At 71.1% G+C, this 15,596-nt stretch carries 13 protein-coding genes; 3 read left to right on the forward strand and 10 right to left on the reverse strand.

All coding sequences use genetic code 11. The features are described 5' to 3' along the window. Positions 1–35 precede the first annotated feature (35 nt). The 3 genes from dapD to ACP2AD_RS13710 form a co-directional block, all read right to left on the reverse strand. Positions 36–839 carry a 2,3,4,5-tetrahydropyridine-2,6-dicarboxylate N-succinyltransferase gene (gene dapD / locus ACP2AD_RS13700; RefSeq protein ID WP_425230598.1) on the reverse strand — a complete coding sequence of 268 codons (804 nt, stop codon included), beginning with the start codon at positions 837–839 and terminating at the stop codon, positions 36–38. Further along, positions 836–1,501, reverse strand: a complete 666-nt coding sequence (locus ACP2AD_RS13705) for a pyrimidine 5'-nucleotidase (protein ID WP_425230599.1) — start codon at positions 1,499–1,501, stop codon at positions 836–838. The genes dapD and ACP2AD_RS13705 overlap by 4 nt, the downstream gene beginning before the upstream one ends. 89 nt (positions 1,502–1,590) lie before the next feature. Further along, on the reverse strand, positions 1,591–1,869 hold the full coding sequence (locus ACP2AD_RS13710; RefSeq protein WP_425230600.1) for a hypothetical protein: 279 nt from the start codon (positions 1,867–1,869) through the stop codon (positions 1,591–1,593). Here ACP2AD_RS13710 and ACP2AD_RS13715 point away from each other — a divergent pair. Continuing rightward, entirely contained in the window at positions 1,868–3,937 is a 2,070-nt protein-coding gene (locus ACP2AD_RS13715; protein WP_425230601.1) for a S8 family serine peptidase, read from the forward strand. The two genes, ACP2AD_RS13710 and ACP2AD_RS13715, sit on opposite strands and share 2 nt — an antisense overlap. A 32-nt stretch (positions 3,938–3,969) precedes the next feature. Beyond that, the gene (locus tag ACP2AD_RS13720) at positions 3,970–4,968 is read left to right on the forward strand and encodes an LLM class flavin-dependent oxidoreductase (protein WP_425230602.1); all 999 of its coding nucleotides are present in this window, start codon (positions 3,970–3,972) and stop codon (positions 4,966–4,968) included. Between the two features lie 16 nt (positions 4,969–4,984). Here the strand turns inward: ACP2AD_RS13720 and ACP2AD_RS13725 are convergent, their stop codons facing one another. The 3 genes from ACP2AD_RS13725 to ACP2AD_RS13735 all read right to left on the reverse strand — a co-directional run bounded on the left by ACP2AD_RS13725 (position 4,985) and on the right by ACP2AD_RS13735 (position 7,348). Next, entirely contained in the window at positions 4,985–6,292 is a 1,308-nt protein-coding gene (locus tag ACP2AD_RS13725; protein WP_425231179.1) for a sensor histidine kinase, read from the reverse strand. A gap of 89 nt (positions 6,293–6,381) precedes the next feature. Then, complete coding sequence (locus tag ACP2AD_RS13730) at positions 6,382–7,047, reverse strand: response regulator transcription factor (protein WP_425230603.1); 666 nt, start codon at positions 7,045–7,047, stop codon at positions 6,382–6,384. A 13-nt stretch (positions 7,048–7,060) separates the two neighbouring features. Next, entirely contained in the window at positions 7,061–7,348 is a 288-nt protein-coding gene (locus tag ACP2AD_RS13735) for a PepSY domain-containing protein (RefSeq protein ID WP_425230604.1), read from the reverse strand. A gap of 128 nt (positions 7,349–7,476) precedes the next feature. Between ACP2AD_RS13735 and ACP2AD_RS13740 the strand changes: the two genes are divergently transcribed. Beyond that, complete coding sequence (locus ACP2AD_RS13740) at positions 7,477–9,258, forward strand: ABC-F family ATP-binding cassette domain-containing protein (RefSeq protein ID WP_425230605.1); 1,782 nt, start codon at positions 7,477–7,479, stop codon at positions 9,256–9,258. Between the two features lie 4 nt (positions 9,259–9,262). Here ACP2AD_RS13740 and ACP2AD_RS13745 read toward each other — a convergent pair whose 3' ends face one another. From ACP2AD_RS13745 to prsK, 4 genes are all read right to left on the reverse strand, one after another. Continuing rightward, positions 9,263–10,060 (reverse strand): DUF815 domain-containing protein, encoded by a 798-nt coding sequence (locus ACP2AD_RS13745; RefSeq protein WP_425230606.1) that lies wholly within the window; start codon positions 10,058–10,060, stop codon positions 9,263–9,265. A gap of 222 nt (positions 10,061–10,282) precedes the next feature. Further along, the gene (locus tag ACP2AD_RS13750; RefSeq protein ID WP_425230607.1) at positions 10,283–12,274 is read right to left on the reverse strand and encodes a tetratricopeptide repeat protein; all 1,992 of its coding nucleotides are present in this window, start codon (positions 12,272–12,274) and stop codon (positions 10,283–10,285) included. Further along, entirely contained in the window at positions 12,267–13,613 is a 1,347-nt protein-coding gene (prsR, locus tag ACP2AD_RS13755; RefSeq protein ID WP_425230608.1) for a PEP-CTERM-box response regulator transcription factor, read from the reverse strand. Before prsR ends, ACP2AD_RS13750 begins: the two co-directional genes overlap by 8 nt. Further along, on the reverse strand, positions 13,610–15,595 hold the full coding sequence (prsK, locus tag ACP2AD_RS13760; RefSeq protein ID WP_425230609.1) for an XrtA/PEP-CTERM system histidine kinase PrsK: 1,986 nt from the start codon (positions 15,593–15,595) through the stop codon (positions 13,610–13,612). The genes prsR and prsK overlap by 4 nt, the downstream gene beginning before the upstream one ends. Position 15,596: the final 1 nt, after the last annotated feature.

A 15,596-nucleotide genomic window follows, 5' to 3' on the forward strand; every position in this document is an offset into this window, starting at 1 on the left:
GTAAGCCGTATCCGCAGACGTCAGTGCCTGCGTCTTCAGTCGCGCAGCAGCTCGTTGATGCTGGTCTTGCTCCGCGTCTGCGCATCGACGCGCTTGACGATCACGGCGCAGTAAAGGCCGGGGTTGCCGCCGGTTGACCCCGGCACGACGACCGCATAGGGCGGCACCTCGCCGCAATGGACCTCGCCGGTGGCCCGGTCGATGATCTTGGTCGATGCGCCGAGATAGACGCCCATCGACAGCACCGCGCCCTCGCCGACGCGCACGCCCTCCGCGACCTCCGACCGCGCGCCGATGAACGCACCATCGCCGATGATGACCGGGTCCGCCTGCAACGGCTCCAGCACCCCGCCGATCCCGGCGCCACCGCTGATGTGCACGTTGCGCCCGATCTGCGCGCACGAACCGACGGTCGCCCAGGTATCGACCATCGTCCCTTCACCGACATAGGCGCCGATGTTGACGAAGCTAGGCATCAGTACCGCGCCCTTGCCGATGAAGGCGCCGCGCCGCACCACTGCGCCCGGAACCGTGCGAAAACCGGCGGCACGGAACTGCGCTTGGTCCCAGCCCGCGAATTTGAGCGGCACCTTGTCGAAATGTCCGCCCGGCATGACTGCATTGTCGTTGAGCCGGAAGCTGAGCAGCACCGCCTTCTTCAGCCATTGATTGACCCGCCAGCCGCCCGCCTCGTCGGGCGCCGCGACCCGCGCCGTGCCGTGATCGAGCATCGCCAGCGCCGCGTCGACCGCCGCGCGCACCGGATTGCGCGTGTCGAGACCGAGGCTGGCACGGTCCTCCCAGGCGGCGTCGATCTCGGCGGCAAGGTCGTCGCTCATTGATCCTCCAAAAGCCGGTGCAGCCACGGCGTCAGCGCCGTCGCGGTATAATCGATGCCACCGCGATCGGGTTCGGGGCCCTGTTCAGACCCGTTGTCGATCCACAGCGTCGTCATGCCGATCGCTTTGGCGGGTGCAAGATTGCGGATCATGTCGTCGGCGAACAGCGCCCGCGTCGGCTCGATCCGGCGCGCGTCGCACAGCCCCTGATAGGCCGACGCGGCAGGCTTGGGGCGCAGCTGCATCGCATGGATGTCGTGGATCGCCTCGAAGCTCGCCGCCAGCCCCAGCCGGTCGAGCACGCGCGTCGCATAGGGTGCGTCGCCGTTGGTGAAGACCAGCTTGCGTCCCGGCAGCCGCGCGATCGCGGCGACCAGGGGCGCGTCATGCTCCAGCACGTCCATCTCCACCGCATGCACGTCCGCCAGAAACGCGTGCGGCTCGACGCCATGCTCCGCCATCAGCCCGGCAAGCGTGGTGCCATGAGCATGGAAATAGCCCTTCTGCACCCGGAATGCCGCGTCGTGAGCCAGCCCGAGCCGCGCGGCGACAAAGGCGGTCATGCGCCGGTCGATCTGCGCAAACAGGTCGGCGCTCGCCGGGTACAGCGTGTTGTCGAGATCGAAGATCCACGTATCGATGTGGCGAAGCGCGGGCGGCACGCGCCGCGGTGTAGGGACGCGGAAAGGACCCGGCAACCGCCTCGTGCAATGCATATTAAGGCGTGGTAAAGTCATTCAATCCTAGCGATTTAGGTCTTCTCGGCAGGACGAACGGCAATGGCGACAAGGGCTTGGGCATTGCGCGGCGTCAGTGTGGGGGTGGTGGCGACGCTTGCCGCATGCGGCGGCAGCGGCGGCGGTGGGGTCAACAGCACCCCCACGCCCACCGCCGCGATCACCCCGACACCAACGCCCACGCCCACGCCGACCCCCACTCCCACTCCCGTGGCAACGCCGACTCCGACGCCCACCACCAGCAGCAGCAACGACAATGTCGAATATAGGGCGACGGTCGGCGCAGTGAACATGAACGCGCTGGCCGCCTACAACGCCGGCGCGACCGGCGCGGGTGTCGGCATCGCGATCATCGATTCGGGGATCGACCTGCAATCTGCCGAGTTCGACAACCGCATTTCCGCGGCGAGCCAGGCGTTCGCGGGCAACACCAGCGTCGATGACGAAGGCGGCCACGGCACCGCCGTCGCCTTTACCGCGGCGGGGCGGCGCAACGGCGCGGGCACGCACGGCGTCGCCTTCGGCGCGACGGTGATCGCGATGCGCGCCGACCGGCCCGGCACCTGCGCCACCGCATCCGACGATACCGATGCCGGTTGCAAGTTTCCCAGCGATGCGATCGCACAGGGCGTCGATGCTGCCCGCGTCGCGGGCGCGCGGGTCATCAACATGAGCCTGGGCGGCTCGGCGATGCCCGCCTCGCTTCAGGCGGCGGTCGGGCGCGCCACCGCGGCCGGCATTGTTGTCGTGATCGCGGCGGGCAATGACGGCACCGACGACCCCGACCCCTTCACCGCAGTCGCCAACACCGGCAATGCGAACAACGCCGTCATCATCGCCGGCTCGATCAAGTCGACCAACAATGCGCTCTCGACCTTCAGCGACAAGGCCGGCGCCAGCGCCAACAGCTATCTGACCGCGGTCGGGGAGCGTGTCCGGGCACCCGACCAGAACAACGTGCCCTATTATTGGTCCGGCACGTCCTTCGCCGCGCCGCAGATTTCGGGCGCGGTGGCCCTGTTGGCGCAGGCCTTTCCCAATCTGACCGGCGCGCAGATCGTCAACCTGCTCTTGACGACCGCACGCGACGCGGGCGCGGTCGGCACCGATCCCATCTATGGCCGCGGCATCCTCGACCTGACCAGGGCGTTCCAGCCGCAGGGCACCGCCACGCTGGCCGGCGCGAACGCCGCGACGGTGTCGCTGACCGGCAATGGCGAGCTCAGCGCCGCGATGGGCGATGCCACACCGTCCGGTGTCGGCGCGGTGATCCTCGACGGCTACAGCCGCGCCTTTGCGATCGACCTGGCGCACGGGCTGCAGCGCGCTGGCGGGTCGCGTCCGCTCGGCAACGCGCTGCGTGGCGGCACGCATGTGACCAGCCTGACGGCCGGCGGCACCAGCGTCGCGATGACGCTGGCCCCGACCCGCACCGCGCTGATCCTCGACCGCACCACCCTGTCGGCGGGGCAGGCCGAGGCGGCGCGCGCGATCGCCGGCTCGATTACGCAGCGGCTGGGGCGACGGACCAGCTTCGCGGTCGGCTTCAACCAGGGCGCGCAAAGCCTATCGGCGCAGCTGACCGGATCGAGCGAGCCCGCCTTCCTCGTTGCGGGGTCGAACGGCGGCTTCGACACCGCGCCCGCGTCGTCGCTGGCGGTGCGGCGCATGCTGGGCAGCTGGGGGCTGATCGCATCGGCGGAGTCGGGCGCAGTGCTGACCCGACGCGACCGCCTCCTCCCCGGCACCCGCTATTGGGAGCGGATGCCGTACGATCGCGCCGGGCTGGGTGTCGACCGTACGATCGGCCCCGTCCAGCTGACCGGGGCGGTCACCCGGCTGCACGAGGAGGCGACGGTGCTCGGCGCGCATTTCGGCGCGGCGTTGGGCACGCCGGGCGCAACGAGCTGGTTCACGGACGCGGGCGCACGGCTGACGAGCGGCGCCTGGTCGCTGGGCGCCGATTGGCGGCGCGGGCGGACGACGCCGCTGCTCCACGGCATCGACGGCGGCGGTCGGCTGGTCAGCGGCGCCTGGTCGGCCGATGTCGGCCGGGCGGGGCCGTTCGGCGGCGACCGCCTGTCGTTCCGCGTCGCGCTGCCGCTGCGCGTGGCGAGCGGCAGCCTCGACCTGACGCTGCCGACCGGATGGGACTATGCGACCGGCGCGGTCTCCGCCTGGACACCGCAGCAGCTGGCGCTTGCTCCGCGCGGCCGCGAGCTCGACATGGAGGCGGCGTATCTCGTCCCGGTCGGTGGCGGAGCGCTGCAGGCGAACCTCTACTGGCGGCGCGATCCGGGCAACGTCGCAGCGCTGGCGGCAGACCGCGGGGCGGCCGTGCGGTGGTCGCGGGGGTTCTAGCGCTCGGCGGCGCGGCTCCCCATCTGCCCGTCATGCCGCGCCTCTCCCTGCTCGATCTCGTCCCCATCGTCGAAGGCGGCATCGTCGCCCAGGCGCTGGCCAACGCCGCCGACCTCGCCCGGCACGCCGAGGCGGAGGGGTTCAGCCGCTACTGGGCCGCCGAACATCACGGCATGCGCGGCATCGCCAGCGCCGCCACGGCGGTCGTGCTGGCGCATGTCGGAGCGGCGACCAGCACCATCCGCATCGGCTCCGGCGGCATCATGCTCCCCAATCATGCGCCGCTGGTCATCGCCGAACAGTTCGGGACGCTGGATGCGCTGTTCCCTGGCCGCATCGATCTCGGGCTCGGCCGCGCGCCGGGGTCCGACGGTCGGGTGGCGCATGCGCTGCGGCGCACGCTGACCAGCGACCCCAACGATTTTCCGCGCGATGTGATCGAGCTGCAGAGCTATTTCGCCGATGACGGCCGCACCGGCATCACGGCCACCCCCGGCGCGGGGGCGCGGCCCGAGCTGTGGGTCCTCGGCTCCAGTCTGTTCGGCGCGCAGCTCGCCGCCATGCTGGGCCTGCCGTTCGCCTTCGCGTCGCATTTCGCTCCGGACGCGCTCGACAGCGCGCTCGCGATCTACCGCCGCGAATTCCGGCCGTCGGCGGCGCTCGACCGACCCTATTGCATGGCGGGCTTCAACATCTTCGCCGCCGATTCCGCGGAAGCGGCCGAGCTACTGGCCTCGTCGCAAATGCAGGCCTTTGTGGCGCTACGTACCGGCAACCCGCGCCAGCTGCCCCCGCCGGTCGCCGGCTATCGCGAACAGCTCGGCCCGCAGAGCGCCGCGATCCTGGATCACGTCCTGCAATGCTCCGTCGTTGGCACGCCAGCGACGGTCGCCCAAGGCATCGCGCGTTTCGTCGAGCGCACCGGCGTCGACGAGGTCATGGTCGCGAGCAGCATCTTCGACCACGATGCGAGGAAGCGCAGCCTGACGCTGACCGCGGCCGCGGTGCGGGAACTGAAGCTCGCGGCGTAAGCCGGATGCCGCCCGCCTAGCCCGCCGCGGGCAGCCGCAGCCGCACCAGCAGCCCGCCCAGATCCTCGCTCTCCTCCAGCGTCACCGTGCCTTCGTAGATTTCCGCCACGTCGCGCACGATCGCCAGCCCCAGCCCGGTGCCCGGTTTGCCGGTGTCGAGCCGCACCCCGCGATCGAAGATGCGGACGCGTTCCTCTTCCGGGATGCCCGCGCCGTCATCCTCGACCAGGATTTCGACAAATCCCGCCTGCGCAGCCACCGTCACGAAGACGCTGCCGCCACCATATTTCGCGGCGTTCTCGACCAGGTTGCCGAGCATCTCGTCCAGGTCCTGGCGCTCGACATGAACCTGGCAGGTCTTCTGCCCTTCCGCGTCGATCCGGACGTGGCGGTAGAGGCGGCTGACCGCGCGCTCGACCGACTCGACCGACGGCCACACCTCGGCCCGGCTGTGCGCCGAGCCGCGCCGGCCGACGGCGCGCGCGCGCGCGAGGTGGTGATCGACCTGTCGCCGCATCGTCCGCGCCTCGCGCACGACCGTCTCGGCAAGGTCGTCCGCCTGGGCGGTCGCGGCGTTCATAATCACGGTCAGCGGCGTCTTGAGCGCGTGGGCGAGGTTGCCCGCATGCCGCCGCGCCTCCTCCGCCTGCCGCTCGTTATGCGCGATCAGCGCGTTCAGCTCCTCGACCATCGGCGCGACCTCCACCGGCATGGCCTGCGACACCCGGTTGGTCTTGCCCGCCCGCATCCGCGCAATCTCCTCGCGCACCCGCCGCAGCGGCCGCAGCCCGTACACCGTCTGCAGCGCCGCCAACAGGATCAGCCCCAGCGCCAGCAGCGCGAACGAACGCAGCAACGTCCGCCGCAACGCCGAGATCTGCCCGTCCAGCCCCTCACGATTCTCCGCGACCTGGAACCGCCAGTGCAGTCGCGAACCCGGCAGCGTCACATCGCGCTCGACGATGCGCAGCTTCTCGTCGCCGAACTGGGGGGAATCATAGCTATGGACCTCGCGGTCGTTATGGTCGGAGCCGTAGGCGAGCCGCCGGTCCCACAGCGACCGCGACGGATAGGGCTCCTGCCCCTTGCTCGATACCTGCCAGTAAAGGCCCGAGCCCGGTTCAAGGAAGCGCTGGTCGGCGGGCTCACGAGTGTTCATCACCTCGCCCTCCGGCCCGATCTCCGCCGACACGATCAGCGAGGTCAGGACGTAGGCGAGCTGGTCGTCGAAATTGCGCGTGACGGCGGTGGTCAGCACCCGGTCAAGCGCGAAGCCGCCGCCGGTCAGCAACAACGTGATCCATGCCGCCGCGATCAGGATCATCCGGCGCTGGAGCGAGCCGGTGTGCCGCGTCGTGATCGGCGCGGCGACGGTCACGGGCGAGGAAGCTGCTTGCGTGACCTCAGCGGACGTCACGCGTCAGGGTCTTCCAGGCTGTACCCCAACCCGCGAATCGTGGTGATGACGTCCTGCCCCAACTTCTTCCTGATCCGCGTCACGAACACCTCGATCGTATTCGAATCGCGGTCGAAATCCTGGTCGTAGATATGCTCGATCAACTCGGTGCGGCTGACCACCTTGCCCTTGTGATGCAGCAGGTAGCTGAGCAGCTTGTATTCCTGCGCGGTCAGCTTCACCGCCTCGCCCGCCTTGGTGACCTTGCCAGAGCGGGTGTCGAGGCGGACGTCGCCGGCGGTCAGTTCGCTCGACGCATTGCCCGACGCACGGCGGATCAGCGCGCGCAGGCGGGCGATCAGCTCCTCGGTCTGGAACGGCTTGGCGACATAGTCGTCCGCGCCCGCGTCCAGTCCCGCGACCTTGTCGGACCAGCTGTCGCGCGCGGTCAGCACCAGGACGGGCATCACCTTGCCATCCTTCCGCCAGCGGTCGAGCACCGTCAGCCCGTCGATCTCCGGCAGCCCCAGATCGAGCACCACCGCGTCGTAGCTTTCGGTCTGACCGAGGAAGAGCCCCTCCTCGCCGTCGGTGGCGAGGTCGATCGCGTAGCCCGCGCCCTCCAGCGTGTTCTTGAGCTGGTTGCCGAGCGTCGGCTCGTCCTCGACGATCAGTACGCGCATGCGATAAGCCCTTTCAGCCCCCGGTGCGGCCGATGACCTGGCCGGACCGGCCGTCGACCTCGACCCAGATCACCGCGCCATCGCGCAGGAACTTCAGCGTGTAAACACCGGTCGATCCGTCGAACTCGAAGCCGAGATAGTCGGCGCCGCGCATCGTGGGCACCACTCGCCCCTCGATTTCGCGCAGCGGCAGGATGCGCCCCTCGCGCCGCTGCTCGAACACGCGCCACTGATCGGTGCGGTGATGAGCCACCTGCAGGCCGATGCCGGGAGTGAGCAGGAACAGGACGAGGAGGACCATAAGTGGCGCTTACATGCCCGGCGTTGAACCGCCTGTGAATAGGGCGGAAAGGTGGCGGCAAGCACTTTGCCATCCGGCCCGGGGCCGGGGTGACGGGAGCGGGCTGCCGCCGTACATGCGCGGCCGACATGGCGGCTCCCATCCTCTCCTACGAAGACCTCGGCCTGATCCAAGGCTCAGGGTGGCTGTTCCGCCACCTCGACCTGCACCTGCAGCCGCGCGACCGGCTTGCACTGATCGGGCGCAATGGAGCGGGCAAGTCGACGCTGCTGCGGTTGATCGCCGATCAGACCGACGCCGACGAGGGCCGCCGCACGATCGTGCCGGGCACCCGCGTTGTGCTGCTGGAGCAGGAGCCCAGCCTCGCGGGGCATGCGACCTTGCTCGACTATGTTCTCCACGGCGGCGAAGCACCCGCCCCGCACGAGGCCGAAGCGATCGCCAGTCAACTCGGCATCGATCTCGCGCGCGATGCCGCCACCGCGTCGGGGGGAGAGCGCCGCCGCGCCGCGATCGTCCGCGCCCTGGCGCTCGACCCCGACGTGCTGCTGCTCGACGAACCGACCAATCATCTTGATCTCGCCGCGATTGAGTGGCTGGAGCAATGGCTGGGCCGCTTCACCGGTGCCTTCGTGGTCATCAGCCACGACCGCACCTTCCTCACCCGCCTCACGCGCCAGACGCTGTGGCTCGACCGTGGCTCACTGCGGCGCAACGAAGTCGGGTTTGGCGGGTTCGAGGCGTGGACCGACGCGGTCTTCGCCGAGGAGGCGCGCAACGCCGACCGGCTGGACGCCAAGCTTAAACTGGAGGAGCATTGGCTGCAGCGCGGCGTCACCGGCCGCCGCCGCCGCAACCAGGGGCGGCTCGCCAAGCTCAGGGAGATGCGCGCCGAACGCGCCGCGATGCTGGGACCGCAGGGGGCGGCGAACCTCGCGATCAGCAGCGACGATGTGCGGACGAAGACGGTGATCGACGCCAAACAAGTGTCGAAGATATTCGGCGACCGCACCATCATCCGCGACCTGACCCTGCGCGTCACCCGGGGCGACCGCATCGGCATCGTCGGCGCCAACGGCACCGGCAAGACGACGCTGCTGAAGCTGCTGACCGGAGAGATCACGCCGGATGCCGGCGAGGTGAAGCTGGCCAAGACGCTCGACGGCGTGATCATCGACCAGCAGCGCGCGCTGATGGCGCCCGACAAGACGGTGCGCGACGTGCTCGCCGATGGCGGCGAATGGATCGACGTGCTGGGCGTCCGCAAGCACGTCCACGGTTATCTCAAGGATTTCCTGTTCGAACCTGCGCTGATCGACGCGAAGATCGGCTCGCTGTCGGGGGGCGAACGCTCGCGGCTGCTGCTCGCGCGCGAGTTCGCGCGGCGCTCCAACCTCCTCGTCCTCGACGAGCCGACCAACGACCTCGACCTGGAGACGCTCGACCTGCTGCAGGAGGTGATCGCCGACTATGACGGCACCGTCCTGATCGTCAGCCACGATCGCGACTTCCTCGACCGCACGGTGACGGTGACGGTCGGCCTCGACGGGTCGGGCAAGGTCGACATCGTCGCGGGCGGCTATGAGGATTGGGAGCGCAAGCGCCTCCCCCGCGCGGTGGCGAAACGACCGTCCGCCAAGCCCGCTGCGCCACCGGTGCCGCCGGCCACCGTTGCGCGCAAGCTGACCTACAATGACCAGCGCGACTACGACCTGCTGCCGGCCAAGATCGACGGCTACGACGCCGCCATCGCCCGCGACGAAGCGAGGCTGACCGATCCCGACCTCTACACGCGCGACCCGTCGGCATTTTCGACGCTGACCGCCGCGATCGATCGCGCCCGCGCCGACAAGGAGGCCGCAGAACTCCGCTGGCTGGAACTGGCCGAACAGGTGGAGGCGCTGGGGTGAATGCCTAGCCCAGCGCCCGACCGGCGCGGCCCGCCGCCTCTACGACGAACTGCCATGCCACCCGCCCTGACCGGCTGCCGCGCCGCTGCGCCCATGCCAGCGCCGCCGCGCGGTCGACCGCCAGTTTCAAGGCCGCCGCATGTCCGGCCACGATCGCCAGATACTCTTCCTGATCAAGCGCGTGAAAGCCGAGGCTCAATCCGAAGCGGTCCGCCAACGCCAGCTGATCGTCGGCCGCATCGCGCGGGTTGACCGCATTGTCCTCCATCGCCCGCGGCAGCAGATGGCGGCGGTTGGCGGTGACGATCAGCCGCACCGTGTCCGGCCGCGGCTCCGCTCCGCCCTCCAGCAGCGAGCGCAGCGCCCGGGCGTCCGCCGCCGCCTCGACCCCGATATCGTCGAGGAAGATCGCGAACGGCCGGTCGACCGCCCGCAACGCCCCGAACAGCCCCGGCAGGCTCGCCAGGTCGCCCGCCACCGCCAGCCCCAGCGCCGGCGTCGCCGCCTGCACCGCCGCTACCGCGCTCTTCGCCAGCGCCGATTTGCCGCTGCCCCGTGCACCCCACAGCAGAACGTCGTGCGCGGCATACCCTCGCGCGAGCCGCTCGAGATTGGCGACCAGCATGTCGCGCTGAGGGTCGACACCATACAGCCGGTCGAGCGGCAACGCCGCAAGGTCGATAGCGGCCAGCCGCCCCTCACGCCACGCATAGGCCGGGTGCGCCAGCGGATCGGCGGCGACCGGCGGCACGGGGGAAAGCCGCTCCAGCGCGGCGGCGATGCGATGCAGCGGATCGGACACCGGCGCTCTATCCTGCCCACCCGCCGCAAAGTCGAGCCGCAGCCGGGCTTCGCAGTAACGCCCGCTAAATGCTCGCAAAGAAACCGCTGTCCTACACCCCGCCTGCCGGTGCAGCATGACTGAATACAGCCGCGTCAATTACGGCATCGACTCAGCGGCCGACAAAGCGACCGGCGAAACTGTATGGGTTTTGCCGCGACTTCGACAACTTCCGCGCGGCCCTCACCCCAGCTGCCGCCGGTGCGCCGCATAGACGGGTACGTCCGGCGCCAGCGCAACGGCCTTGTCGAACAGCTGCCGCGCCGCGCTGGCCTCACCCGCCGCGGCAAGCGCGACGCCATAGGCGTCGGCGACCCCCGCGCTCATCGGCTGGAGCCGGTACGCCGCCCGCGCATAGCTGCGCGCAGTCGACCCGTCGCCGTCGCCCGCATAAGCCAGCGCCAGGTCGGCGAGCAGCGCTGCATCGCGATCGCCGGTGCGCGCGCGGACATCCTCCAGCGCCTCGATCGCCGGGCTCCACGCGCCCGCAGCCACCTGCCAATGCCCAAGCAACCGTCGCGCCGTCAGGCTTTGCGGGTTCTGGCTCAGATACAGCGCCAGCGTCGCCGCCGCGTCCTGCGGTTTACCCGCACGCCCCAGCGCGTCGACCAGCCGGAGGGCGGTCGGCTCGTCGAACCGCAGGTCCGCGGCACGGGTGTAAGCCACCGCCGCCTCGCCGTCGCGCCCCGCCGCCGCCAGCAGGTCGCCCCAGACGAGCTGCGCCGCCGGGTCGCGCGGCATTGCCGCCGCAAGGGTCCGCGCCTGCGCCAGCGCGCGCACTCGATCGTCCGCGCTCGCCAACGCGCGGATCACGCCCAACGCATAGGTCGGATCGCCCGGCGCGCCTGCCGCCGCCACGGTCAGCACCGCAGGCGCCTCATCGCTGGCGAACAGCAGGGCGCCGCCGCGAGGCTCCGCCGCGGCCCGGTCGAGCAGGCCCGCCGCCGCACGCGGATCGCTCGCCGCCGTCCAGCTCCGCGCCGCCAGCATCAGCGTGTAGCTGTCGGCGTCGCCCCGCAACGCCACCGGCCGCAGCACGTCGAGCGCGCCACGCGGATCGTGCGCACGAACCAGCGCGGTTGCGAGCAGCCGCCGTGCCGCGACGTTCATCGGTTGCGCCACGACCAGCCGCCGCCAGTTTGTCACTGCTTCTTCCCACCGTCCGGTCGCCGCATTCGCCGCGCCGCCCAGCAACAGCGCGCCCGGCATGGCGTCGAGCGCGCCACCGCCCGCGGCGAGCAGACGCCGCGCCAGGTCCGGTTTGCCGCCACGCATGGCGATCACTGCCTGGAGGTAAAAGGCTGGCGCGCTTCCCGGGCGGGCGACGAGCGCCTTGCGGGTGGCCGCCAGCGCCTCGGCATAGCGACCGGCATCGCCCAGCGTCGCCGCTTGCTCGACCAGCGCGGGCACATAGTAGGCATCACGATTCAGCGCCGCCTCGAACCAGGGCAGCGCCGCCATCAGCCCGAACCGCGCCCGCACTACCTCGCCCTGCAGCGTCAGCGCCGCGGGTTCGCCAGGCGCGAGCCGCACGGCGGTGGCGGCAGCATCGGCCGCGCCGCCCATCTCGTCTGCGTCAAGCCGCAAGCGGCCCAGCGCAGTCCACGCCTGCGCATCGCGCGGCGCTGCGGCGACGGTCAGCTCCAGCAACTGCTGCGCGGCCTGGCCCTGCCCCTGCAAAATCAGCGCACCCGCCCGCACCCGCGCGGCATCGGCGGGGACGGCCCGGTCGGCCTCGGCCAGCGCGCCGGTCGCATCGCCCTGCAACAGCCGCGCTTGGGCAATCAGCACATGGAGCCGCGCCGCCGGCGCGCCCGCGGCCGCGGCGCGGCCGACTTCCGCTTCCGCCGCCAGCCCCTCGCCCAGCTCCAACAGCGCCCGTGCCAGCACCTGATGCGCGGCGGCAGACCTCGGCGCGGCGATCACCGCGCGCTCGGCGTTGCGGCGGGCGGCATGATAGTTCCCCGCCCGCAATGTCATCTGCGCATCCGCCAGCAACTGCGCCGCGCCCGGTCGCGCGGGCCGCGCCGCCCAGGCGATCCCGGCGAGCAGCGCCAGCGCCAGCACCAACACCGCCGCCAGCCGCACCATCCGCGGACCGGCAGACGGCAGCCGCCACCCCCGGCGGCGCTTCACCCGGCGGGCGAGCATCGGATAGGCGCTGACGTCAGGCATGGAGGTCGTAGCTCTTGAGCAGGTCGTACAGCGTCGGCCGGCTCACCCCGAGCAGCCGCGACGCGCCCGAGATGTTGCCGTCGGCGCGTGCCAGCGCGCGCGTGATCGCCTTGCGGTCCGCCGCCTCGCGGACGGTGCGCAGTTCGATCGGTTCGCCGCGGTCGGCGGGCGCCAGGTCCAGGTCCGCGGCGGTAACGCGCTTGCCCTCCGCGAGGATGACCGCGCGCTTGACGCGGTTCTCCAGCTCGCGGACGTTGCCCGGCCAGCGCCACGCGTCGACCGCGCCGCGTGCATCGGGCGCAAGGCCCGTCACCGCCGGGTTGAGCGTATGGGCGTAGCGGGTGACGAATGCCTGGGCGAGCAGCGCCGCGTCGCCGCTCCGCTCTGCCAGCGCTGGGATACGGACCACGATCTCGGCAAGGCGGTAATAAAGGTCCTCGCGAAAGCGGCCATCGGCGACCATCGCGTCGACGTCCTGGTGCGTCGCGCAGACGACGCGGGTGTCGACCGCAATCGGCTTGCGTCCGCCGACCCGCTCGATCACCCGCTCCTGCAGGAAGCGGAGCAGCTTGACCTGGAGCGGCTGCGGCACGTCGCCGATCTCGTCGAGGAACAGCGTGCCGCCCGCTGCCTGTTCGACCTTGCCGATCACCGTCCGCACCGCACCGGTGAAGGCGCCGCGCTCATGCCCGAACAGCTCGCTCTCCAGCAGCGCCTCGGGAATGGCGGCGCAGTTGATCGCAACGAACGGCCCGTCGCCGCGGCGCGAGGCGGCATGCAGGCCACGGGCGAGCAGCTCCTTGCCTGTGCCGCTCGCGCCCAACAGCATCACCGACACGTCGGCGGGCGCGACCCGCTCCAGCGTCCGTACCACCCCCGCCATCTCTGGCGAGGCATAGACCATTCCTCCGAACCCGGGTGCAGCGCCACCCGCGTGCAGCCGCCGGTTCTCAGCCTCCAGCGCATGAACATGAAAGGCGCGCGCAACGATCAGCCCCAGCTGATCGATGTCGATCGGCTTGGCGTAGAAGTCCCAAGCCCCGTCCGCGATCGCCTGGAGCGCGCTGGCGCGCTCGCCATGGCCGCTGGCGACGATGATCTTGGCGTCGGGGCTGAGGGCCTGAATCGCCGCCATTGTCGCGAAGCCTTCCACGACGCCGTCAGGGTCAGGCGGCAGGCCGAGGTCGAGCGTCACCACCGCCGGTGCATGTTCGCGCACTGCAGCCAGCGCCTCGGCCCGGTCGCCGGCAACGACCACCTCATAGCCGTCATAGGCCCAGCGCAGTTGCCGCTGCAGCCCGGGATCGTCCTCTACCACCAGCAGGACGGGCTTTGTCACGCGGCCTTCTCCATGTTCGCCGCCGCGGGGAGCAGGATGCGAAAGCACGTCCCCTTGCCCTCGCGGCTGTCGACGGTCAGCGTCCCGCCCATCGCCGTCACCAGCTGCCGCGCCTCGAACGCGCCGATCCCGAAGCCGCCTGCCTTGGTCGAGGCGAACGGCCGGAACAGCTCGTCGCGCACGAAGGCGGCGCTCATCCCGCCGCCGCGGTCGGCGACCTCGATCGCGACCCGGTCGCCCGCGACCGCGACGGTCAGCATCACCGGGCTGTCGTCGGCGCTCGCCTCGACAGCGTTCTGGACGAGGTGCGCCAGCACCTGTTCCAGCCGTCCGGCCTGCGCTTCGACGCATAGCGGTACGGCGACACACTCGATCGGATGCTGCGCCCGCCATGTGCGTGCGACTCGCTCGATGAGCGCGGCGGCGTCGACGGGGGCGCAAGCCTCGGCCGCGCCGCGGTCCTGATGCGCCAGCTTGGCGAGCAGCGCGGTCATCCGGTCGGCCGACTCCTTCAACGTCGCGACCATGTCGGCGCGGAACGCGGGGTTGGCTGCATGCCGTTCGGCGTTGCGCGCGACGAGGAGCTGCTGGCTGACGAGGTTCTTGATGTCGTGCAGGATGAAGGCGAAGCGACGGTTGAACTCCTCGAACCGCCGCGCCTCCGCCAGCGCCCGCCCCGCGCGGTCCTCTGCCAGGTAGCTCGCCGCCTGCCGTCCCGCGACGCGGAGCAGGTCGAAATCCTCCCAGTCGAGCGCGCGCGGCACCGGCGGCCGCGCCAGCACCACGGCCCCGATCAGCGCCTCGCCCTGCAGCAGCGGCACCAAAGCCCAGGCGTCCGTCACGGACAGCATCGCCGCCGGAACCTTCTCGCCCGCGCCGCTGCGTGCCGGATCGAGCTCGACGATCCGCCCGGTCGCCAGTACCGCGGTCAGCGCCGCGTCGGCTTCCACCGCGGCATCCCACCGCCACGCCGTCGCACTCACCAGCCGGTCTCCATCAGCGGCGAGCAGCACGCCGCCAGGCGCGTCGAGCAGCCGCGCGACCGCCGCGACCACCCGTGCCTCCAGCGGTTCGCCCGCCTGGCTGAGCGTGTCGGTGAAGCGTTGCCATTCGACGCGGTAATCATAGCGGTGCCGGAACAGATGCTTCGCCAGTTTGACCTTGGCCCATGCGCCCAGCCACGAGGTCGAGGCGAGGGTCAGCAACGCGGTTGCGGCGCCGACCACCACCGCCGCCTGAAGCGGCCGCCCGCCCCAGTGCGCGGCGATCGCCGACAGCGCGGCCGCGAAGCCGATATAGGTCGCCAGCGCCACCGCGATCAGCGCGCGCGTCGCGGCCGGCCGCGACAACGCCAGGACCCAGGCGTCGCGCCGCTGCGCCGCCAGCCCCAGCAGCGCCGCCACCGTCACCGCAGCCAAACCGCGCAGCGCGGTCGCGCCCTCCTCCCAGTCCGGCCGCGTATAGGTGACGATCGCAAGCGCCAGCCCCGATCCCCACAACAGCGCCAAGGCCGTCGCGATCAGCCTTACCGGCCCGCGCTGTGCCGACATGGCATGAAGGTGGCGCGCGAGCACCAGCCCGCCCGCCGCGGCCATCATCCGAAACACCAGCCGCGCCGCGCTCAGCTCCGCCGCGGCGGCCGGTGTCCGCGCGATCGCCTCGCCGGCGGCCAGGACTGCCCCCGCGATGGCGACGCTGGAGACAACCAGATACACCGCCGCAACCATCCACCGGCCCGTCCGGTCGCCGCGCACGAGGGCAAAGGCGAAGGCCAGCCAGCCGAGATCACGCGCCGCCTCCACCGTCCGTGTGCCGAGGTCGCCCGCCCCGATCCCCGCCACGGCCAAGGCCCACAGCGCCGTCAGCGCCGAGGCGACGGTGAACAGCACCCGCGCCATCCCCGCGCGCCGCCACGCGGCCAGCGCGCCGGCGGCGAAGAGCAGCGCCGCCAGCGCATGCGCCCACAGGATCAGCTGGGCCATC

The organism is Sphingomonas sp. (genome assembly GCF_965248875.1).
Taxonomy (GTDB): domain Bacteria; phylum Pseudomonadota; class Alphaproteobacteria; order Sphingomonadales; family Sphingomonadaceae; genus Sphingomonas.